We start from the raw sequence: 20928 nt of genomic DNA on the forward strand, positions 1-20928 counted from the left end.
ATGTCTGAGCAGAACCAGCCGCACGGCCAGCCGCATCACCAGCATGGTCACCCGCAGTCCTTCGTCCCCGAGCCGGCTCCGTACCACCCGGCAGCAGGAAACGGTCGGCCCGCCGCGGGGCAGCCCCAGTACGCGACAGCGGGCTTCCCGCCGGCCGACCGGGGTCAGCCTCAGCAGGGCCAGGCTCCGGTGCAGACCGGGGCCGGCGGCCAGGGCCGGCTGGTGATCAATCTCCGCAAGCCGATGGGGATCGGCTCGGCGGCGATGCTCACCCCGACGATCAAGATCGACGGCTTCCCGGCCCGCTGCCACTGGGAGCAGAACGTGTTCGATGTCCCGGCCGGCCATCGCCATGTGCTCTGCGAGGTCACCTACATGTGGGCCTACGGGCAGGCGCAGACCACTGTGCCGGTCGCGCCCGGCCAGACGGTGGAGCTCTACTACGCCTCGCCGATGGTCTCCTTCGGCGCCGGCAACCTCGGCTTCGAGCCGCAGCAGCGCCCGGGGATGCTCACCTTCTGGCTGATCATGGCGGTGCCGCTGCTGGTCCTGCTGCTGATCATCATCTCGATCGTCGTCTCAACAGTCAGCGGCTGAGCACACCAGACGGAGGCTGCTCGATCCGCAGCGCCCGCGGTGGCGCGCTCGGACGCGGCGGCAGCACCAACGGCCGGCCGCCGGGGGTGATCGAGCCCAGCACGCTGGCCCGACGGGCCCCGGTGCAGCTGGGCACGGTGCCGGGAAGGCCGTTGAGGGTGAGGAAGCCCAGCAAGGCGAAGGCATAGGCCTCCTTCGCCTCCGAGGGCAGCCCCAGCTCGTCGGAGAGCCGGACCGGGACGCCGCCCCCGAGCCGGGCCGCCAGCCGTCGCATCAGGGTCGGGTTCCTGGTGCCGCCACCGGAGGCGATCACCTCGGTACCGCCGTGCTCGACCACCGCGTCCGCGACCGTGGCCGCGGTCAGCTCGGTCAACGTCGCCAGCAGGTCATCCAGGGCGACTTCACCGTCCACGGCCAGCAGGTGCAGCAGGTAGGGCAGATGGAAGTGCTCTCGGCCGGTCGACTTCGGCGCCGGGCGCCGATAGTACGGATCGTCCAGCAGTAGCCGCAGCAGCTCCGGCTGCACGCTACCCCGCGCTGCCCGGGCACCGTCGACGTCGACCCACTCTCGCCCATCGCTGAAGTGGGTGATCGCGGCATCCAGCAGCGCGTTCGCCGGGCCGGTGTCGAACGCGATCGGAGTATCGGTGGTCACCCCGGTGGTGATGTTGGCGATGCCGCCGAGGTTGAGTGCCACCGGATTTCCCGGCCGGGACCGGAGCCAGAGCACATCCAGCAGGCTGACCAGCGGCGCACCCTGGCCGCCGGCCGCCACGTCCCGGGCCCGGAAGTCCGACACGACCGGCAGCGCCGTCGCCTCCGCGATCCAGGCGGCCTGCCCGATCTGCAGAGTGCCCAGGACGTCGGCGCCCTGGACCCAATGGAACACGGTCTGGCCGTGCGAGGCGACCAGGTCGGCCCGGCCCCCAGCGAGCCCGTTGAGGGCGGCCGCAGCCGCCCGGGCGAACTCGCGGCCGATCAGGGTGTCCAGCCGACAGACCGCCTCCATGGTGGCCGGCTGCGGTGGCTGGACCGCAGCCAGCTCGGCTCGCAGCTGCTCGGGATAGCGGTGGCTGCTCAGGCCCAGCGGCTCCAGGACGACGGTGTCACCGTCCCAGCTCAGGTCGATGACGCCGGCGTCGATCGCGTCGTAGGAGGTGCCGGACATCAACCCGATCACCCGCAGCTTCGGTTCGGCGCTCATCGGGCCAGTCTGTCAGCGCCGCGCCACTGCTCGGCGAAACGCCACGGTGACCGGAGATTGAGTACCCTCCGTCTATGGCGGACCTGCTGGCGCACTATCACCCCGGCGTCGCGTACGACGAGATGCTGGACGCCGAGGGCCAGGTCCGGCCGGCCTACGCCGCCGTCTATGCGACCCTCGACCGGGCCACCCCGGAGGAGCTGCACAACGTCGCCGAGTCGCTGGCCAACAACTACATCGCTGCCGGTGTCACCTTCGATGTCGGCGGGGTCGAGCGCCCGTTCCCGCTTGATCTGGTGCCGCGGGTGATCGCTGCCGCAGAGTGGGACACGATCGAGTCCGGAGTGGCGCAACGGGTCCGAGCTCTGGAGGCGTTCCTCGCCGACGTCTACACCGACGCCGGGGTGATCACCGACGGCGTGATCCCCCAGCCCCTGATCTCCTCCTGCACCCACTTCCACCGGGCCGTCTGGGGCATCGAGCCGGCCAACGGGGTACGCATCCACGTCGCCGGTGTCGACCTGATCCGCACCCCGGAGGGTGATGTCCGCGTGCTGGAGGACAACGTGCGGGTGCCGAGCGGGGTGTCCTATGTGATGACCAACCGAACGGCCATGATCACCGCCATCCCGGACGCCTTCAGCAACCAGCGGATCCGTTCCGTCGGCAGCTATCCGCAGCGACTGCTGACAGCTCTGCGGCGGGCCGCACCGGCTGGCGTCGACGATCCGACCGTGGTGGTGCTCACGCCCGGCGTCTACAACTCGGCCTACTTCGAGCACACCCTGCTGGCCCGCACGATGGGGGTCGAGCTGGTGGAGGGCCGCGACCTGGAGTGCCGGCGCGGCAAGGTGTTCATGCGGACCACCTCGGGCCTTCAGCGGGTGGACGTGATCTACCGCAGGATCGACGACGACTTCATCGACCCGGTGCACTTCCGCAGCGACTCGATGCTGGGCGTCCCGGGTCTCGTCAACGCCGTCAGGACCGGCGGGGTCAGCCTGGCCAACGCCATCGGCAACGGGGTGGCCGACGACAAGCTCACCTACACCTACGTCCCGGACCTGATCCGCTACTACCTGCACCAGGAACCGATCATCGCCAACGTCGACACCTGGCGGCTGGAGGACCCGGTCTCACGGGAGGAGGTGCTGGACCGGCTGGACGAGCTCGTGGTGAAGCCGGTGGACGGCTCGGGCGGCAAGGGCATCGTGATCGGGCCCCAGGCGAGTGCGGAGGAGCTGGAGGCACTGCGCCGCCGGGTGATCGCCGACCCTCGCGGCTGGATCGCCCAGCCGCTGGTGCAGCTGTCGACCGTGCCGACCCTGATCGGGGACAGGCTCGCCCCGCGACACGTCGACCTCCGCCCGTTCGCGGTGAACAACGGCGATGAGGTCTGGGTGCTGCCGGGAGGCCTCACCCGGGTCGCGCTGCCCGAAGGTGAGCTCGTCGTCAACAGCAGTCAGGGTGGTGGCAGCAAGGACACCTGGGTGCTCGGGCCGCCGGCAGTCCGCTGGGTCGAACGGCACCAAGATCAACATGAGGCTTTCGGTCGTCATGATCAGTTCTCGGAGTCGGTCGCGCCGCTCGACCTCGACGACACCCCCAGCCGGCACGACTGGTCCGGCGGGCCGCGGCTGGACCAGTTCGACCATCCGGACCCGCAACACCAGCAGCCCGAACAGCAGCAGCAGAGCCGGCGTGCTGGTCATGACCAGGATGAGCCGGCGCCATGCTGAGCAGGATCGCCGAGTCTTTGTTCTGGATCGGTCGCTACTGCGAGCGGGCCGAAGACACCGCCCGGCTGCTTCAGGTGCACCTCCGCCTGCTGGTGGAGGACACCAGTCTGATCGAGTCGACGGTCTGTGCCGACCTGCTGTCGCTGATGGGCGTTGATCATGTCGCGCAGCCGACCCAAGAGGATGTGCTGCGGGTGTTGGGCTACGACGGCAGCGAGCCCAACTCGATCGTGGCCTCCTGGCGGGCGGCCCGTGACAATGCGCGACGCGCCCGCGAGGTGATCCCCCTCGAGCTCTGGGAGTGCATCAACACGACCTGGCATCAGCTGCCGTCGGGCCGCTTCGGACCCGGTCGCAGCCACAGCTTCCTGGACTGGGCCAGGGAGCGGAGTGCCCTGTTCACCGGCATCGCCCGCGGCACCATGGTCCGTGACGAGGGATGGCAGTTCCTGCTGCTGGGGCGCAGCCTGGAGCAGGCCAACATGACCGCGAGGGTGGTAGCCGCGGCAGCATCCACCCGGGGTGGGTCCACCTGGCCGACGACCCTGCGCAGCTGTGGTGCGCACGACGCGTTCCTGCGCACCTACCGGGGTTTCCAGGCGGACCGCGAGGCGGCCGAGTTCCTGATCTTGGACTCGCGGTTCCCACGGTCGGTCATGCACGGGCTGGTGGCCGCCACGCACTGCCTCGAGACGGTGACCAGGGCGAACGCCTCGTTCGCCTCCGAGTCGGCCGAGGCGCTCCGCGCACTGGGTGCGCTGCGGGCGCATCTGCAGTACTCGGCGTTGGACGACCTGCTGATCGGGCTGGATGGGGAGATGATGGCGGTGCAGCAGACCTGCGGCCGGGTCACCTCGACGATCACCAACACCTTCTTCGCCGCTCAGAGTCCGAGGGCCTGGATCACCGAAGGAGCGTGGTGACATGCGGTTGAGCATCGATCACACGACCGGATTCAGCTACTCCAGCCCGGTCGCCTCGTCCTACAACGAGGCCAGGATGGTGCCGACCACCTCGCAGAACCAGACCGTGTGGAGCAGCCGGATCAGCATCGACCCCACCCCCTGGAGCTTCTCCTACCTGGACTACTGGGGGACCCGGGTGACCGCCTTCGAGCTGCACCAGCCTCACCAGCGGCTGACCGTCCAGGCGGAGTCGGTGGTGGAGACCCGGGGTGACGGCTCCCCCTGGGACGAGCAGCGGCTGGTGGCCGAGGATGATCTTGGTTGGTCGGCGCTGCGGGATCCGGGGGTGATCGCCTCGATGACGGAGTTCCTGACGATCACCGACCGCACCGCTCCGCCCGAGGAGCTGGCCCAGCTGACCCGAGACGTGGTGGCCGGTCAGCCACCGCGCCTGGCTGCGCTCGACGTCTGCCGGCTCATCGCCGATCGGCTCAGCTATCAGAAGGGCGCGACCGCAGTCACCAGCACAGCGCGGGAGGTGTGGGAGGGTGGCCGCGGCGTCTGCCAGGACTTCTCCCACGTCACCCTCGGGGCGCTTCGTGCTGTCGGCGTGCCGGCCCGTTACGTGTCCGGCTATCTGTATCCCGGCAGCGGCGAGCCCAACCACAAGATCATCGGCGAGAGCCACTCCTGGGTCGAATGGTGGTGCGGCAGCTGGGCCGCCTTCGACCCCAGCACCCAGCGCCGGATCTCCGACCACTACGTCCGCGTCGGGCACGGGCGCGACTACGCCGACGTCGCGCCGTTGCGCGGCACCTACTCCGGCGGCGCCTCTACGATGTTCGTCACCGTCGAGATGACCCAGCTGGGCTGACGGCAGATGATCTTCTCATCCGTTCCGGTGATCTCTTCATGTTGGTCCCCTACGGCCATTAGATTGAAGCCATGAGCAACTACGGCCAGAACCCCCCTTACGGTCAGAACCCCTATGGTCAGCCGCAGCAGCCGTACGGCCAGCCGCAGCAGCCGTACGGCCGGCCGGGTCAGCAGTCCCCCTACGGTGGCCAGCCGGGCTACGGGCAGCCGGGGCAGGCACCCTACGGTCAACAGCCCGGTGGGTGGGGCCAGCCGGGCCAACAGGCGCCGGCTCAGCAGGGTCCGTACGGTCAGGGCCAGCCGAGCCAGGGACAGCCCGGTCAGGGCCAGCCGGGCCAGTGGGGCCAGCCCGAGCTGCCCAAGGCCAAGCTGGTGGAGCGAAGCCTGCCGGTGGTCACGATGGAGTCCGTCCCTGGCCGGGAGATCGACCGGGTGATCGGCGAGGCCGTCGGAGTGATCGCTCGGCTGCGTGAGCTGCCCCGGGAGCTGCGTACCGGAAGCCAGGTCGACTCCTACGCGGCGATGCTGACCCAGTCCCGCCAGGACGCCGTCGGTCGGCTGGTCGAGATGGCCCAGGCGGCAGGTGCCGACGCCGTCGTCGGCCTCCGGTTCGACTGCAGCGAGATCACCCAGTCGCTCAGCGAGGTGTCCGCCTACGGCACCGCCGTCACACTCAAACCGCTGCCCGGCAGCCAGGATGGCCCGGAGTCGGGACAGGCCGCGGCCGGCGACGCCGACACCACCGGGCTGCGCATCCCCACCGCCGACTCCGGCCAACCGGACACGTCGGCGCCGGACACGTCGGCGGCGGACTCGGCGCCGGCCGACCAGCAGTGGCCGTCGGCGCCGTGGCCGCCGCCGCAGCAGCAGGGCTGAAGTTCGGTGAATGCTGGCCGGATCACCGCAACCCTGGTAACAATGGGGCCATGAGCGCCGACAAGAAGCCATCCAAGAAGACGGCAGCCCAAATGCCTGAAGACGAGACGAAACGGAAGTTCCGTGAGGCGCTGGAGGCGAAGCAGGGACGTCATGGCGAGGACCACGTCGACGCCGATCCGCATCCTCCGCTGCACAGTCACGGGCCGGTGAACGAGAAGCGGGTCTTCCGGCGCAAGACCGGCTAGTTCGCCGAGAGCCCGGGCCGAACCGCCACCCCGGCAGCGCTGATCCGCCAGGAGACGGCCGACAGGTCAACAACGACTGCGTCCGCCTCCAACAGGTCGGGTGCCGTGGTGGTCGACACGGCCAGGGTGGCGCAGCCTGCCGCCCGGGCGGCAGCCAGCCCCATCGGCGCGTCCTCGACCACCAGGCAGCGGGTCGGGTGGGCCCCCAGTCGCCGGGCGGCCTCCAGGAACGGGTCCGGGGCGGGCTTGCCCCGGCGAACGTCGTCGACGGTCACCAGCACCGCCGGCGGTCGCAGGCGCGCTGCGGCGATCCGTGCCTCGGCCAGCGGCCGGGTGCACGAGGTGGCGATCGCCGACTGCCCTGACGGCAGCACCGCAAGTGCCTCAGCGGCACCCGGGAGTACGTCGATGTCGCCCACATCATTGAGCTCCAGGTCGTTGATCCGCTCAAGAGCCGCGGCCCAGCGTTCCTGCGGCAACAGCCGCCGCACGATCCCGGCGGCGGGCACGCCGTGGAAGCCGGCCAGCTGGTCGGCGCTGAGGTCGTGCTCGGACGCCCAGGCCGCCCAGGAGCGAATGACTGCGGGAGTCGAGTCGATCAGGGTCCCGTCCATGTCGAAGATGACCGCCTCGAACTCGAGGTCGGCTAGTGTGCCCAGATCCACGCTCGTCGTTCTCCCTTCCACCGGATCAGGTCGCGCGCTGAGCCTGTGGTTGTTGGCGCACGGCTGGCGCCGGCGCTCTCCATTGCCGGATCGATTCTGCTAGATAGACCAAAACCAGGTAGCCGGCGGCGGCCAGCAGGACCGGCCGCAGGCTCGATGCCGGGTCGGCCGTGCCCAGTGACACCGCCAGCACGGCGAGGGTGACGAAGAGAATCCGCCCGTCCGCGCCCGCCCCGAGGAAGGTGGCCAGCCGGCTCGGAACCACCTTGGTGAGGCGAATGCTGTAGATCAGGTCGTAGCGGCGGTAGGCGACCACGGCCAGCAGCACGAAGGCGGCACCACCCACGGGCCCGACGGAGAGCAGTGAGGCCACCACGGCCGACTCGGCCAGCCAGATCAGTGGCAGCGCCTGCCACGCCAACGGATGGTGCAGCGGCACCCGGCAGGCCATCCCGACCACCAACGCAGCCACCGCCGCGGACGCAACCGGCCACCAGAGCTGTCCCAGGCAGATGCCGGTGATCGTGCCGAGCCAGAGCAGCCCTGCAAGGAGGAACCCCGGCACGAACGGCAGCCGGCCCAGCCGACCACCGAGCCGGGCCAGCCCTCCCAGGTCCAGCTGCTGGTCGAGTGGGAGCGGACGATCGTCCCGGACCGGTGCCGCCCGCGGGGACCTCAACGCCAACACCAGTCGACCGCCCTGGGTCCAGGCCAGGGCGAACCCGGACGTGGCCACCGCAGCCGCCAGCACCCACACCGGGTGCAGGGTCAGCAGGCCGAGGGACAACACCAGGTAGCGCTCGGCGATGGGGACGTGGATGACCTTCTTGGCCCAGAACCGGATCCGCACGGAGCGGCTCTGCTGGGCGGGGAAGGTGGTCCGTGCGGCCGGGGCCCGGCCATCGTCGCGCTCGCTGAGCGGCAGCAGGTCGGGACGGCTTGCCCGGTCGGGGGCGATCTTGTCGTTGAAGCTGTAGTCCTCCAGATGCCGAGCGGTGACGATCACCATCGCCGCCAATGCCAGCAGCCAGCCCAGTTGCGCCTCGCCCTGCCGGGCTGCCACCACCGCCAGCGCGGCGAACACCGCGTACTCCTTCACCCGGTCCCCCACGCCGTCCAACCACGCTCCGAACGCGGAGAACCGGCGGGTGAATCTGGCCACCTCGCCGTCCATGCAGTCGATCACCAGCGCCAGCTGAAGGGTGACCGCAGCGACCAGCCACGCCCAAGGGAGCCCGGACCAGATCAGGGCGGCTGTCAGCAGCCCGACGACGAGGCTGACCAGCGTCAGCGCGTTGGGTGACCAGTCGTGACGCAACGCGACGGCGGTGCAGCGCCGGGACAGCGGCCGGATGACGAAGGTGGAGAAGAACCCGTCGCCGCCGCGGGAGGCGTTCCGCAGCCGCTGCTGCCAGGCGGATCCGGGGGCACCGGGCTGGGAGATGTCCGACCGCGCCCAGCCGACCTGGCCCAGCTCCTGAGGCCTGACCCGCAGGTCGCCTCGGGTCAGGGCCAGCAGAGCCAGCGCGGGCAGGTCGCCGGTGGAGTCATCGTTCCGGCCGGCCGCCCAGGCCGCCGCGTCGAGCCACAGCCGGGCCGCCTCCGGACGGTCCCGGCCGGCCACTCGAAGCAGACCGACGGAGATCCGGTTGGGGTCTCCGACCCGGTGCCAGCCGGTCCCGACGGACTCGATCGCGGCGGCGTCGGCACCGACCCGGACGGGCGTGGCCGCCGCAATCCCGGTGGTCCGGGCCTGCGGGTCGGCCACCAGGGCCGCTGTCGCGTCCCCCGGCCGGTCCAGCAGGTCGAGCAGGCCAGGCAGCTCGAGCTCGAGATCGGCTGCGGCCAGCACCAGCGGCCGGTCGGAGGAGCGGGCGGCCAGCTCTGCCAGCCGACCCAGGTCGCGGACCAGAACGTGTTCACCGGTGACACCGACGTCGGCCAGGTTCCGGCTGAGGGTGGCCGACCGATCGGCCGCCGGCCGGCCAGCACGGTCGGCGAGCAGGGCCAGGTCGGCACCCGCAGACCAGCCCTGGACCGCACGCGCGGCCTCGCTACCAACCAGAGCCACGGGCATTCGTGCATGTTATCCCTCCGCCGAGCTGACGAGTTCGGGAGAGGGATCGGTTGACCTCTTGCTGAGTGAGCACTCACTCAGTAGGGTCGTGCCATGGTTCGCGCCACCCCCCTACCCGCCGAGGAACGTCGGGCTGCCATCATCCAGGCGACCGAGCCGCTGCTCGCGAGGCACGGCACCAGCATCAGCACCCGCCAGATCGCCGAGGCCGCAGGCGTGGCCGAGGGGACGATCTTCCGGGTCTTCCCCAACAAGGAGACCCTGATCTGCGAGGTGATCGAGCACATCACCGACGAGCGACATGCCGTCCAGGCCTTCGCCGCGATCAATCCCGACCTCGACCTCGAACAGCGACTCTGCATCGTGGCCGAGGTGCTGCAGGCTCGGCTGCGGGAGGTGATGGCGGTCTTCCACGCCGTCGGCTGGGGGCCGAAGCACGAGGGTGCTCCTGAGGATTGGCGCCGGCGGCAGGAGGAGAGCCACCGGATCCTGTCCCGGGCGATCGTCACGGTGATCGAACCCGACCAGGACCAGCTGCGGCTCCCCGCTGCCGAGGTGGCCAACCTGCTCCGCGCCCTGGTGTTCTCCGCCACCCACCCCCGGCTCTCCGAGGGCATCCAGACCGAGCCGAAGGCCATTGTCCAGCTGCTGCTGCACGGGGCCTGCCGACCCCCCATCGAACCGATCGACCCAGCCACGTCATCGAAGGACGCCTGATGCTCATCCGACTGCTGCGCGACTATCTCGCCCCCTACAAGGGGTTGCTGACCGGAGTGATCGTGCTCCAGCTGGTCGGCACGATGGCCGCCCTGTACCTGCCCACGCTGAACGCCGACATCATCGACAAGGGGGTGGCGACCGGCGACACCGGCTACATCTGGCAGACCGGCGGCTTCATGCTGGCGGTCAGCCTGATCCAGATCACCTGCACGATCGCCGCCGTCTACCTGGGTGCCAAGACCGCGATGGCGTTCGGCCGGGACGTCCGTACCTCGATCTTCCACCGGGTGCTGGCCTTCTCCGCCCGCGAGCTGAACCAGTTCGGCGCCCCGTCACTGATCACCCGCAACACCAACGACGTGCAGCAGGTGCAGATGCTGGTGCTGCTGACCTGCACGATGCTGGTGGCCGCGCCGATCACCATGATCGGCGGCATAGTGATGGCCCTGCGGCAGGACGCAGGCCTCTCCTGGCTGCTGCTGGTGGCCGTTCCGCTGCTCGCCCTGTGCATCGGACTGATCATCTCGCGGATGGGACCTCAGTTCAGGATCATGCAGAAGCGGATCGACGTGGTCAACCGGGTGCTGCGGGAGCAGATCACCGGCATCCGGGTCGTCCGGGCCTTCGTCCGCGAGCCGTACGAGACCGACCGATTCGGGCGGGCCAACCAGGACCTGACCGACACGGCCACGACCGTCGGTCGCTATATGGCCGCCATGTTCCCGATCGTCATGTTCATCATGAACCTGTCCAGCGTCGCCGTCCTCTGGTTCGGCGCCCACCGGGTCGACGCGGGCCAACTGCAGGTGGGCTCGCTGACCGCCTTCCTGGCCTACCTGATCCAGATCCTGATGGCGGTCATGATGGCCACCTTCATGCTGGTGCTGGCGCCGCGGGCGGCTGTCTGTGCCGAGCGGATCCAGGAGGTGCTGCAGACCGAGTCGTCGGTGAAGCCGGCTGAGCACCCCGTCACCAGGCTGCGGACCGCCGGTCTGGTCGAGTTCGACCGGGTCGAGTTCACCTACCCCGGTGCGGAGAAGCCGGTCCTGCGCGACATCACCTTCACCGCCCGACAGGGACAGACCACCGCCATCATCGGCTCCACCGGCTCCGGCAAGACCACGCTGATCTCGCTGATCCCCCGGCTCTTCGACGCCACCGGTGGGTCGGTGCGGATCGACGACGTCGAGGCACGTGCCCTCGACCCCGACCTGCTCTGGAGCCGGATCGGCCTGGTGCCCCAGAAGCCGTACCTGTTCTCCGGCACGGTCGCCAGCAACCTGCGCTACGGCAACCCGGACGCCACCGACGAGGAGCTGTGGCGGGCTCTCGAGATCGCCCAGGCCCGCGACTTCGTGTCGGAGATGCCCGGTCAGCTGGAGGCGCCGATCGCTCAGGGCGGCACCAACGTCTCCGGCGGCCAGCGACAGCGGCTCTCCATCGCCCGGGCGCTGGTGAAGGACCCGAAGATCTACGTCTTCGACGACTCGTTCTCGGCGCTCGACGTCGCCACCGACGCGCGGCTGCGGACGGCGTTGAAGGCGGGGACGCGTGATGCCGCGGTGATCATCGTGGCCCAGCGGGTCTCCACGATCGCCGGCGCCGACCAGATCATCGTCCTCGAGGACGGCCTGGTGGTGGGCAAGGGCAGCCACGAGGAGCTGCTCCGCAGCTGCCCCACCTATATCGAGATCGTTGACTCCCAGCTGAGTGCAGAGGAAGCCGCATGAGCACCGACTCCGACCAGAAGACCTCCGCAACGCCGGCCAAGGCGCCCGAACGGCCCAAGTACGGACCACAGCGGACCCACGGGCCCTTCGGTCAGGGTCCCGGTATCGAGAAGTCGATGACCTTCTGGCCCTCCACCAGGCGGTTGCTCGGCAAGCTGAGGCCGGAGCGGCTGATCATCGGGCTGGTCATGGCGATGGCCGTCGTCGGCGTCGCCCTCAACGTCTTCGGCCCGAAGATCCTCGGCTGGGCCACCGACGTGATCTTCACCGGCGTCATCGGCAAGATGCTGCCGGCCGGTGGCACGAAGGAGCAGGTGGTGGCGCAGCTGCGTGCTGCCGGCCAGAACACCTTCGCCGACATGGTGCAACGGCTGGACGTGGTTCCCGGCCAGGGCATCGACTTCACCGCACTGAGCCAGATCCTGCTGTTCGCTCTCGCCGTCTACGTCGTCTCGTCGGGCTTCATGCTGTGGCAGGGCTACCTGCTCAACGGCGCCGTGCAGCGTTCGGTCAAGACACTCCGCGACGAGGTGGAGGCCAAGATCAACCGGTTGCCGCTGAGCTATTTCGACAAGCAACCCCGGGGCGAGCTGCTCAGCCGGGTCACGAACGACATCGACAACGTCTCACAGACGCTGCAGCAGACACTCAGCCAGCTGCTCACCTCACTGCTCAGCGTGATCGGCGTCGTGATCATGATGTTCGTCGTGTCGCCGACCCTGGCCGTGATCGCCCTGGTGACGATCCCGGTCTCGATCGTGGTCACCGGCCTGATCGCCAAGCAGTCACAGAAGAAGTTCGTCCAGAACTGGAAGAGCACCGGTGAGCTGAACGCCCACATCGAGGAGGCCTTCACCGGCCACTCGCTGGTCAAGGTGTTCGGCCGTCAGCACGAGGTCGAGCAGGTCTTCGCGGACCGGAACTCCGAGCTGTTCAGAGCCGGCTTCGGAGCGCAGTTCATCTCCGGCATCATCATGCCGGCGATGATGTTCATCGGGAACATCAACTACGTGATCATCGCCGTGGTCGGTGGCCTCCGGGTCGCCTCGGGCACGATGAACCTCGGCGATGTCCAGGCGTTCATCCAGTACTCCCGGATGTTCACCCAGCCGCTCACCCAGGTCGCCTCGATGGCCAACCTGCTCCAATCCGGGGTCGCCTCGGCTGAGCGCGTGTTCGAGGTCCTGGACTCGGCCGAGGAGGACTCGGAGCTGCACGGCACCCTCAACCCCACCAAGGGCCGGGTCCAATTCGAGCAGGTCAACTTCTCCTACGAGCCCGACAAGGAGCTCATCACCGACCTGTCCCTGGTGGCCGAACCCGGTCAGACGGTCGCGATCGTCGGCCCGACCGGCGCCGGCAAGACGACGCTGGTGAACCTGATCATGCGGTTCTACGAGCTGAACAGCGGCCGGATCACCCTGGACGGGGTGGACATCACCTCCGTCCCCCGGTCGGCGTTGCGGTCCAACATCGGCATGGTGCTGCAGGACACCTGGCTCTTCCACGGCACCATCAAGGAGAACATCGCCTACGGCCGGCCGACGGCCACCGACGAGGAGATCCACGCCGCCGCCGAAGCGACCTACGTCGACCGCTTCGTGCACTCGCTGCCCGACGGCTACGAGACGGTGATCGACGAGGAGGCCAGCAACATCAGCTCCGGCGAGAAGCAGCTGATCACGATCGCCCGCGCCTTCCTGGCCGACCCGGCACTGCTGATCCTGGACGAGGCGACCAGCTCGGTCGACACCCGCACCGAGGTGCTGGTGCAGCATGCCATGGCGGCCCTGCGCACCGACCGGACCAGCTTCGTGATCGCCCACCGGCTGTCGACCATCCGCGACGCCGACGTGATCCTGGTGATGGAGCACGGCCAGATCGTCGAGCAGGGCAGCCACCACGAGCTGCTGGCCGCCGAGGGGCACTACTTCGACCTGTACAACTCCCAGTTCGCCGGCGAGCCGGAGGAGGTGGCCACCGAGGAGCCGCTGGTGCTGGCCGCCAAGCCGGCCCGCCCGTTCTGACCCAGCCCCCTTCTGTTCTGGCCCGTTCAGCCGGGGCCGCTCGCCGGCCGGTCAGTCGAGCTGCTGGATCATCTGCTCCAACTGGGCGTCGCTGAACCCCATCCCCGGGAAAGCGGCGAGGGTCGCCATCGGCATCGTCCCGACGACCTTGATCAGCTCCTCGTCGGCCAGCAGATGGTTGGTGGCGGCGTCCGCTCCGGCCATCACCAGCTCGCGGCCGCGCGGGTCCGCCAGCCACTCATGCAGGGTGGACATCGGTCCGAGCGGCGCCGCGAGCCTGGGAGCCTCGAGCTGGACCGGCACCTTCGCGGCCAGCTGCCGCGAGGAGGACCCGACCGCGACCTCGAACTCACCGGCCTCGAGGGCCCAGCGCCCGTGCAGCTCGGACCAGAAGGCGAAGTCCCGCTCGACCAGGGTCAGCTCGACCTGGCGGCTCTCGCCAGGCTCGAGAGCGACCTTGGTGAAGGCCTTCAGCTCCCGTACTGGCCTGGCCACACTCGACTGTGGGTCACCTACGTAGACCTGGACGACCTCCTGGCCGGCGACCGACCCGGTATTGGTCACGCTGGCTGTCACGGTGACGGCCAGGTCCCCGGTCTCGACGGCGCCGGCCACCTGGGCCGTGACTCCGCCGATGTCGAAGGTGGTGTAGGAGAGCCCGAAGCCGAACGGATAGCTGACCTCCTGGTTCGCCTTGTCGTAGCCGCGGTAGCCGATGAAGATGCCCTCCCCGTAGCGCACCACACCGGGATCCCCCGGGAAGTTGAGGAACGAGGAGTTGTCCTGCAGCCGCAGCGGGATGGTCTCGGCCAGCTTTCCGGACGGGTTCGCGACGCCGAGCAACAGGTCTGCGGCCGCACCACCGGCCGCCTGGCCGGACAGCCAGCACTCCAGGATCGCCTTCGCCCGACCTTCCCAGGTGGCCATCCGCACCGTCGACCCGTTCGCCAGCACCACCACCACCCGGTCATGGACGTCGGCGACGGCGTTCAACAGGTTGAGCTGGTTGGTCGGCAGGTCCATGTGGGTCCGGTCGAAGCCCTCGGATTCCTCGGCCGCCGGCAGGCCGAGGAAGACCACCACGGCGTCGGCCCCGTCGGCTGCCTGCACCGCCTCGGCGAGCAGCTGCTGGTCGTTCTCGGTCGTCCCCACCCCGAACCCGGCGGCGAACGTCACTTCCACCTCGCTGCCGACACCGGCGGTCAGCTCGTCCACCGCAAGGTCGAGCCTGGTGGGCGTGACCTGGGACGAGCCGGCGCCCTGGTAGCGGGGGGTGCGCGCGAACTCGCCGATCACGGCCAGCCGGGAACCGCTCGGCAGCCGGAGCGGCAGCACACCGCCCTCGTTCTTCAGCAGCACCGCCGACTCGTGCGCCGCCCGCCGGGCCAGGGCGTGATGCTCCTCGTTGGAGACGTCGGTCTCCTCCGCCAGCGCCGGCAGCGCCGCGTTCACCAGCCGCAGCACCCGGCGGACCCCCTGGTCCAGGACATCCTCACTCAGGGACCCGTCCTGCACCGCGGCGACCACCGCAGCGTCGCTCACTCCCCGGTGCGGAGGCATCTCCAGGTCCAGTCCGGCCTTCAGCGCAGCCACCCGGTCGTGCACGGCACCCCAGTCCGACACCACCAGGCCGTCGAAGCCCCACTCGTCACGGAGCACCTCGGTGAGCAGCCAGTGATGCTCGGAGGCGTACGTGCCGTTCACCTTGTTGTAGGCACACATCACCGTCCAGGGATTGGCCTCCTTGACGATCCGTTCGAAGGCGGGCAGGTAGATCTCGCGCAGGGTCCTCGGGTCGACCTCGGCGCTGACCCGGAGCCGGTCCTCTTCCTGGTTGTTCGCGGCGTAGTGCTTGACCGACGTGCCGACGCCCTGGCTCTGTACGCCGTGCACCATCGCCGTGGCGAGGATCCCGGCCAGCTGTGGGTCCTCCGACAGATACTCGAAGTTCCGACCGCACAGCGGGGACCGCTTCATGTTCACCCCGGGCCCGAGCAGGACGGCCACGTGCCACTTCCTGGACTCGCGCCCGAGTGCCTCACCGACCGTACGGAAGAGGTCGACGTTCCACGACGAGGCCAGTCCCGACGCTGTCGGGAAGCAGGTGGCCGGCACGCTGCCCGCCAGTCCGACGTGATCGGCCTCGTCCAACTGCGCGCGGAGTCCGTGCGGGCCGTCGGACACCATGATCGCCGGAATCCCGAGCCGGTCGATCGGCGCCGTGTGCCAGAAGTCCGAGCCGATGGTGAGGGCCGCCTTCTCCTCCAGGGTCAGCTGACCGATGAGGTTGTCGATGTCCAGCTGAGCAGTCAAGGCCGTGCTCCATTCACCAGGTTCCGGATCGTTCGCCGTCCCTTGTCTAGCATCTCCACGCCGGCGAAGGGCGCAGATCTGCCAGATTCCGCCGCTCGCCGAGCGCCGCCGGGGCACCGATGTCACCAAACGGTTAGCGTTCACGGCGCCGGCCACGCCCGTACAGGGAGCAGTATGGAGAGGTGCAGACCGTGACCGAGAACCAGCCCGCTGCCGCCCCGCGACCGGAACCGGTCCCCGGGGGATGGGCGCGGCTGTCGGGCGTGATCGGCGGGATGGCCGGGCTAGCGGTGGCCGACCTGGTGGCCTGGTTCCTCTCACCGCCCGGGTCGCCGCTGTCCGCGGTCGGTGAGCTGATCATCTCGGTGCTGCCGGCGAGCATGATCGAGTTCGGCAAGACCACGCTCGGACGGGCCGACAAACCGATCCTGCTGGGTATCATCGCCCTCGCCGTACTGCTGATCTGTGCCCTGGCCGGCCAGCTGGAGTATCGCCACCGCTACCGCGGGGCGGCCGTGTTCGGGCTGCTCGCGGCCGTTGCACTGGTCGCGGTCACGCTGACGCCGGACAAGAGCCCGCTGTCCTTCTTGCCGGCCGTGGTCGGCCTGGCCGCCGGCTACGGGATCCTGAGGTTGTTGCTGACCAGGCTGCAGCGGTGGCACCCGCAGCGCGCCGCCGGGCCCACCGACGCCGAGAGGGCACCGGTGCCTGGTCGCCGCAACTTCATCGGGCTGGCGATCGTGATCGGCGCGGCGTCGGTGGTGGCCGCGGTGGGGAGCAGGGCCCTTGCCGGGGCCGCCAACGCCGTCAGCTCCGCCAGGGACCGGCTGAAGCTGCCCGCGGCCGCGAGTCCGGCGCCCCCGGTGCCGGCCGGCGCCGACTTCGGCGGGTCCGGGCTGACCAGCTATGTGACACCCAACCAGGACTTCTACCGCATCGACACCGCCCTGCAGGTCCCCGTGGTCGACCCCGACAGCTGGAAGCTCACCATCACCGGAATGGTGCAGAACCCGGTCGAAATCACCTTCGCCGAGCTGCTGGCCAAGCCGCTGGTCGAGCACATGGTGACGCTGACCTGCGTCTCCAACGAGGTCGGCGGCGAGCTGGCCGGCAACGCCCTGTGGCTCGGATTTCCGGTCCGTGAGCTGCTGGCCGAGGCGCGGCCCGACCCGGCCGCTGACATGGTGCTGTCCCGCAGCGTCGACGGCTGGACGGCCGGGACACCTCTCGAGGTGCTCACCGACCAGAACCGGCAGTGCCTGCTCGCGGTGGGGATGAACGGTGAGCCGTTACCGATCGAGCACGGCTTCCCGGTGCGGATGGTGGTGCCCGGGCTGTACGGCTACGTCTCCGCCACCAAGTGGGTGACCGAGCTCAAGGTGACCACGTTCAAGCAGGACATGGGCTACTGGACGCCGCTCGGCTGGAGCGCCCGGGGGCCGATCAAGCTCCAGTCGCGGATCGACACGCCACGCAAGAGCACCATCAAGGCCGGCCGGATCGTGTTCGCCGGCGTCGCCTGGGCCCAGCACACCGGCATCCGGGGCGTCGAGGTACGCCTCGACGCAGGCCCCTGGCAACAGGCCGACCTGGCCGAAACGGTCGGGCCCGACACCTGGCGACAGTGGCGACTGGAGTGGCAGTCCGCGCCGGGCTACCACACCGTCACGGTGCGTGCGATCGACCAGAACGGCACCGTGCAGACCGATGTGAAGGCGCCGCCCGACCCAGACGGCGCCACCGGGCTGCACGCCATCACCTTCATCGTCGAGGAGTAGGGCCCCCAGCGGGAGACCTCCCCGACCAGGATTCGGGACGTTCGGCTCTGGCCCGCCAGTGGCGCGCTCAGCACTGTGGTGCGCAGACCTGTGCTGAGAGTTGCGTGGAGGTACGGCATGGTGCTCCGGCAGTTGGCGCCACCGATGGTCCGGCTGCCCTGGATCGACCGGCTGCGGGTGACCGTGATCGCCGGCGTCGTCGTCGTCCACGCGGCCAGTGCCTACGTGGTGGACGTCGACTGGTACTACGAGGAACGCACCACCTCGGCGGTCTCGACGCTGGTGCTGTCCTTCCCGGTGCTGCTGGCCTCGATCTACGGGCTGGCGCCGCTGTTCCTGGCGGCCGGCTGGCTGACCGGGTCCTCCGTGCAGCGGCACGGCCCGGCGGCGTTCGTCCGGTCACGGCTGCTGCGACTGGGACTGCCGCTGGCCTGCTACCTGCTGCTGATCGACCCGGTCACCGACTATGTCGGGGGTCTGGCCCAGGGCGAGACCCGCTCGTTGGCGAGCTATCTGGCCGACCCGGCCGGCGAACGTGACCTGGGACCCACCTGGTTCGTCGCGGCCCTGCTGGTGTTCTCACTGCTGTTCGCCGGCTGGCGGCGCCTGAGGCCGTCTCGACCCCGGGACCCCGCCGCGCTGCATTCGGCGCCGCTGGTCGCGCTGGGGGCGGTCATCGCCGTAACCGACTTCTGCTTCTGGCAGCGCTGGAACTACACCGGGGAGGCGTTCTGGAATCTCAACTGGCCGCACTGGCCGCAGTCGGCCGGGATGTTCGCGTTCGGGGTGATGGCCGGGGAGCGGCACTGGTTCGAGGGAGTGTCGTCGAAATTCGTCAGACGTTGTGGGGTGCTCGCCCTCGTCGGTGTGCTTCTGCTGTGCGGACTGGCCGGGCTGGCCGTCGCCCAGGGAGACGTCCGCGAGGTGGCCGGCGGCTGGCACTGGCAGGCGGCCGTCTTCGCCCTGCTGGACGGCCTGGTGGCGGTGGCCCTTGGGGTGCTGCTGGTCGGCTGGTTCCGGGATCGGTGGGCCGGACCGCTGGGGAGGACCCTGAACCGCGCGGCCCGCGGGTCGTACGCCGCCTATCTCCTGCATCCGCCGGTGCTGGTGGCGCTGTCCATCCTGGCGCTGGGGCTTGCCTGGCCGCCGGAGCTGAAGTTCGTCCTGGTCGCCGCTGCCGGCATCCCGGCCTGTTTCGCGGTCGGTTTCCTGGTGACCCGGGTGCCCTACCTGAGGCGGGTGCTGTGAGGTCGGGCGGCCGGCTGGGACGGCGCACTTGACCGGGACCACTCCTTCACGTAATCATCTGATGATTGGCCGGGGGTAGGCGTGCGCGCCCCGCGACTCGGCCCGACCGAAGGAGAACGTGCATGAGCACTGGCGACGTCGCCGGATCGTGGGAAGAGCTGAACAGCAGGCCGACCCCTGACTGGTTCCAGCGGAGCCCGTTCGGGATCTTCATCCACTGGGGCGCCTACTCGGTGCCCGCCTGGGCGGAGCCGATCGGTGCGCTCGGCACGATCGAGGACGATCGGTACTGGTTCACCCACAACCCGTACGCCGAGTGGTACCACAACACCATCAGGATCGACGGCAGCCCGGCCCAGCAGCACCACCAGGCCGAGTTCGGCGGCGCGCCCTACGACGAGCTGCTCGACGCCTGGCAGGCGGAGCACTTCGACCCGACCGCCTGGGCTGACCTGTTCGCCGCGGCCGGCGCCGACTACGTGGTCCCGACGACCAAGCACCATGACGGCATCACCCTCTGGGACGCCCCGGAGACGGGCACCCGGAACACGGTGCACCGCGGGCCTCGACGCGACCTGATCGAGGCGATCAGTACTGCGGTACGCGACCGGGGGCTCCGGCTTGGCCTCTATTACTCCGGCGGTCTCGACTGGCACTACCGGCCGCTGGGGGTGCACGTCACCATGGGCAGCGTCGGTGGGGACCTGCGGCCCAAGGATGCCGAGTACGGCAGCTATGCGGCGCGCCACGTCCGCGACCTGATCGACCGGTACCACCCCGACATCCTGTGGAATGACATCGGCTGGCCCGACGAGACCTTCCACTTCGGGCCCGACGGCCTGGGCTCCCTCTTCAACTACTTCTATGCCGACAACCCCGAGGGCCTGGTCAACGACCGGTGGGGCGACACCCACCGCGACTACACCACCAGCGAGTACGAGCACGGCGGCGAGAATGAGACCACTGCGGTGTGGGAGAACTGCCGCGGCATCGGCTACTCGTTCGGCTACAACCAGGTCGAGGGGCCGGAGCAGTACATGACCGGGGCGCAGATCGCCCGGCACCTGACCGACGTGGTGTCCCGGGGTGGGCACTTCCTGCTCAACGTCGGACCTCGGGCCGACGGCACGCTGCCCGAGCTGCAGGAGAAGGCGCTGCGCGACCTGGGCGAGTGGATGCGGGTGGCCAAGCCGATCCTGGCCGAGATGGCGCCGTCCCTGGGAGACCGGGTGACGGCGGGAGACGACGACAGCTGGGTCCGGTCGATGGGCTCGGACTCAGCCGGTCACGTCTTCGTCGACTCCGAGCAGGGCGACCGCGCCCTGGTCCGGCTGGCCGGCGACGCACGGCTGGAGCCCGTCGCGGGCGTCAAGGACGTGAGCGTCTCAGACGGCACGGCGACCGTACTGCTGGACGCGGATCGTCAGGGCCCCGCAATCCTGCGGATCTCCTGAGGCGAAGCGCCCTGAGCCCATCGAAGGGCCAGCACGCGCCCTGAGCCTGTCGAAGGGCCATCACGCGCCCTGAGCCTGTCGAAGGCCCAACGCCCTAGCGGTACTTGCCCATCTCCTTCTGGATGTCTTCCTCGGTGATCTCGCGGCGGAAGTAGATGTCCCAGCCGGCGAGGGCGACGAAGACGCCCCAGCCTGCCATCACCCAAGCCGGCCAGAAGTACCCGAAGCCCGACAGTGCCCAGATGATGACCAGGAAGCTGTTGATGACGGCGTAGACGACCACGTCGCCGCGGAACTTGCGCTTCTTCTCGGCCCGTTTGCGTGCCTGGTCGTACTGCGAGACCTCCACCTGTGTCATGTCGTCCTCCTCCGAGGTCGGTTCCCTCAGTCCCACCCTCGTCGGCCTGCCGCCGGTCCGGAAGGGGCGCAAGCCCTCCCGACCGGGGGACGAAAGTCACCGCGTACGCCGGT

The 20928-nt window shown here is 69.5% G+C and carries 17 protein-coding genes; 12 read left to right on the top strand and 5 right to left on the bottom strand.

Features of this window, described 5'->3' with window-relative positions:
- Positions 1–597 (top strand): hypothetical protein, encoded by a 597-nt coding sequence (locus tag JOE57_RS08510; protein ID WP_204917286.1) that lies wholly within the window; start codon positions 1–3, stop codon positions 595–597.
- Here the strand turns inward: JOE57_RS08510 and JOE57_RS08515 are convergent.
- Positions 587–1801, bottom strand: coding sequence for an anhydro-N-acetylmuramic acid kinase (locus JOE57_RS08515; protein ID WP_239578892.1), 1215 nt, complete (start codon positions 1799–1801; stop codon positions 587–589). The two genes, JOE57_RS08510 and JOE57_RS08515, sit on opposite strands and share 11 nt — an antisense overlap.
- A 74-nt stretch (positions 1802–1875) precedes the next feature.
- Between JOE57_RS08515 and JOE57_RS08520 the strand changes: the two genes are divergently transcribed.
- From JOE57_RS08520 to JOE57_RS08540, 5 genes are all read left to right on the top strand, one after another.
- Entirely contained in the window at positions 1876–3540 is a 1665-nt protein-coding gene (locus tag JOE57_RS08520) for a circularly permuted type 2 ATP-grasp protein (protein WP_239578893.1), read from the top strand.
- A complete protein-coding gene (locus tag JOE57_RS08525; protein ID WP_204917287.1) occupies positions 3534–4463 on the top strand; it encodes an alpha-E domain-containing protein in 930 nt (309 codons plus the stop codon). Before JOE57_RS08520 ends, JOE57_RS08525 begins: the two co-directional genes overlap by 7 nt.
- Position 4464: 1 nt before the next feature.
- Positions 4465–5319, top strand: coding sequence for a transglutaminase family protein (locus tag JOE57_RS08530; RefSeq protein WP_204917288.1), 855 nt, complete (start codon positions 4465–4467; stop codon positions 5317–5319).
- Positions 5320–5390: 71 nt separating this feature from the next.
- The gene (locus JOE57_RS08535) at positions 5391–6197 is read left to right on the top strand and encodes a YbjQ family protein (protein ID WP_204917289.1); all 807 of its coding nucleotides are present in this window, start codon (positions 5391–5393) and stop codon (positions 6195–6197) included.
- A gap of 50 nt (positions 6198–6247) precedes the next feature.
- The gene (locus JOE57_RS08540; protein WP_204917290.1) at positions 6248–6445 is read left to right on the top strand and encodes a DUF5302 domain-containing protein; all 198 of its coding nucleotides are present in this window, start codon (positions 6248–6250) and stop codon (positions 6443–6445) included.
- On the opposite strand, the gene JOE57_RS08545 is transcribed toward JOE57_RS08540, so the two are convergent.
- Entirely contained in the window at positions 6442–7110 is a 669-nt protein-coding gene (locus tag JOE57_RS08545; protein ID WP_338041223.1) for an HAD family hydrolase, read from the bottom strand. The two genes, JOE57_RS08540 and JOE57_RS08545, sit on opposite strands and share 4 nt — an antisense overlap.
- 25 nt (positions 7111–7135) lie before the next feature.
- Positions 7136–9187, bottom strand: coding sequence for a DUF5941 domain-containing protein (locus JOE57_RS08550; RefSeq protein WP_204917291.1), 2052 nt, complete (start codon positions 9185–9187; stop codon positions 7136–7138).
- A 93-nt stretch (positions 9188–9280) separates the two neighbouring features.
- On the opposite strand from JOE57_RS08550, the gene JOE57_RS08555 reads away from it, so the two are divergent.
- From JOE57_RS08555 to JOE57_RS08565, 3 genes are all read left to right on the top strand, one after another.
- Entirely contained in the window at positions 9281–9904 is a 624-nt protein-coding gene (locus JOE57_RS08555; RefSeq protein ID WP_204917292.1) for a TetR/AcrR family transcriptional regulator, read from the top strand.
- Positions 9904–11637, top strand: coding sequence for an ABC transporter ATP-binding protein (locus tag JOE57_RS08560; RefSeq protein ID WP_204917293.1), 1734 nt, complete (start codon positions 9904–9906; stop codon positions 11635–11637). Before JOE57_RS08555 ends, JOE57_RS08560 begins: the two co-directional genes overlap by 1 nt.
- A gap of 116 nt (positions 11638–11753) precedes the next feature.
- On the top strand, positions 11754–13664 hold the full coding sequence (locus JOE57_RS08565) for an ABC transporter ATP-binding protein (protein WP_239579331.1): 1911 nt from the start codon (positions 11754–11756) through the stop codon (positions 13662–13664).
- Positions 13665–13715: 51 nt separating this feature from the next.
- Here JOE57_RS08565 and JOE57_RS08570 read toward each other — a convergent pair whose 3' ends face one another.
- Positions 13716–15977, bottom strand: coding sequence for a glycoside hydrolase family 3 C-terminal domain-containing protein (locus JOE57_RS08570; RefSeq protein ID WP_204917295.1), 2262 nt, complete (start codon positions 15975–15977; stop codon positions 13716–13718).
- 191 nt (positions 15978–16168) lie between these two features.
- Between JOE57_RS08570 and JOE57_RS18940 the strand changes: the two genes are divergently transcribed.
- The 3 genes from JOE57_RS18940 to JOE57_RS08585 all read left to right on the top strand — a co-directional run bounded on the left by JOE57_RS18940 (position 16169) and on the right by JOE57_RS08585 (position 20457).
- Positions 16169–17755 (top strand): molybdopterin-dependent oxidoreductase, encoded by a 1587-nt coding sequence (locus JOE57_RS18940; protein WP_204917296.1) that lies wholly within the window; start codon positions 16169–16171, stop codon positions 17753–17755.
- Between the two features lie 117 nt (positions 17756–17872).
- Positions 17873–19003 (top strand): acyltransferase family protein, encoded by a 1131-nt coding sequence (locus tag JOE57_RS08580; protein ID WP_204917297.1) that lies wholly within the window; start codon positions 17873–17875, stop codon positions 19001–19003.
- Positions 19004–19125: 122 nt separating this feature from the next.
- A complete protein-coding gene (locus JOE57_RS08585) occupies positions 19126–20457 on the top strand; it encodes an alpha-L-fucosidase (RefSeq protein ID WP_204917298.1) in 1332 nt (443 codons plus the stop codon).
- Positions 20458–20551: 94 nt separating this feature from the next.
- On the opposite strand, the gene JOE57_RS08590 is transcribed toward JOE57_RS08585, so the two are convergent.
- Positions 20552–20815, bottom strand: coding sequence for a 2TM domain-containing protein (locus JOE57_RS08590; RefSeq protein WP_204917299.1), 264 nt, complete (start codon positions 20813–20815; stop codon positions 20552–20554).
- Between the last annotated feature and the right edge of the window lie 113 nt (positions 20816–20928).

Source organism: Microlunatus panaciterrae, assembly GCF_016907535.1.
GTDB lineage: Bacteria > Actinomycetota > Actinomycetes > Propionibacteriales > Propionibacteriaceae > Microlunatus > Microlunatus panaciterrae.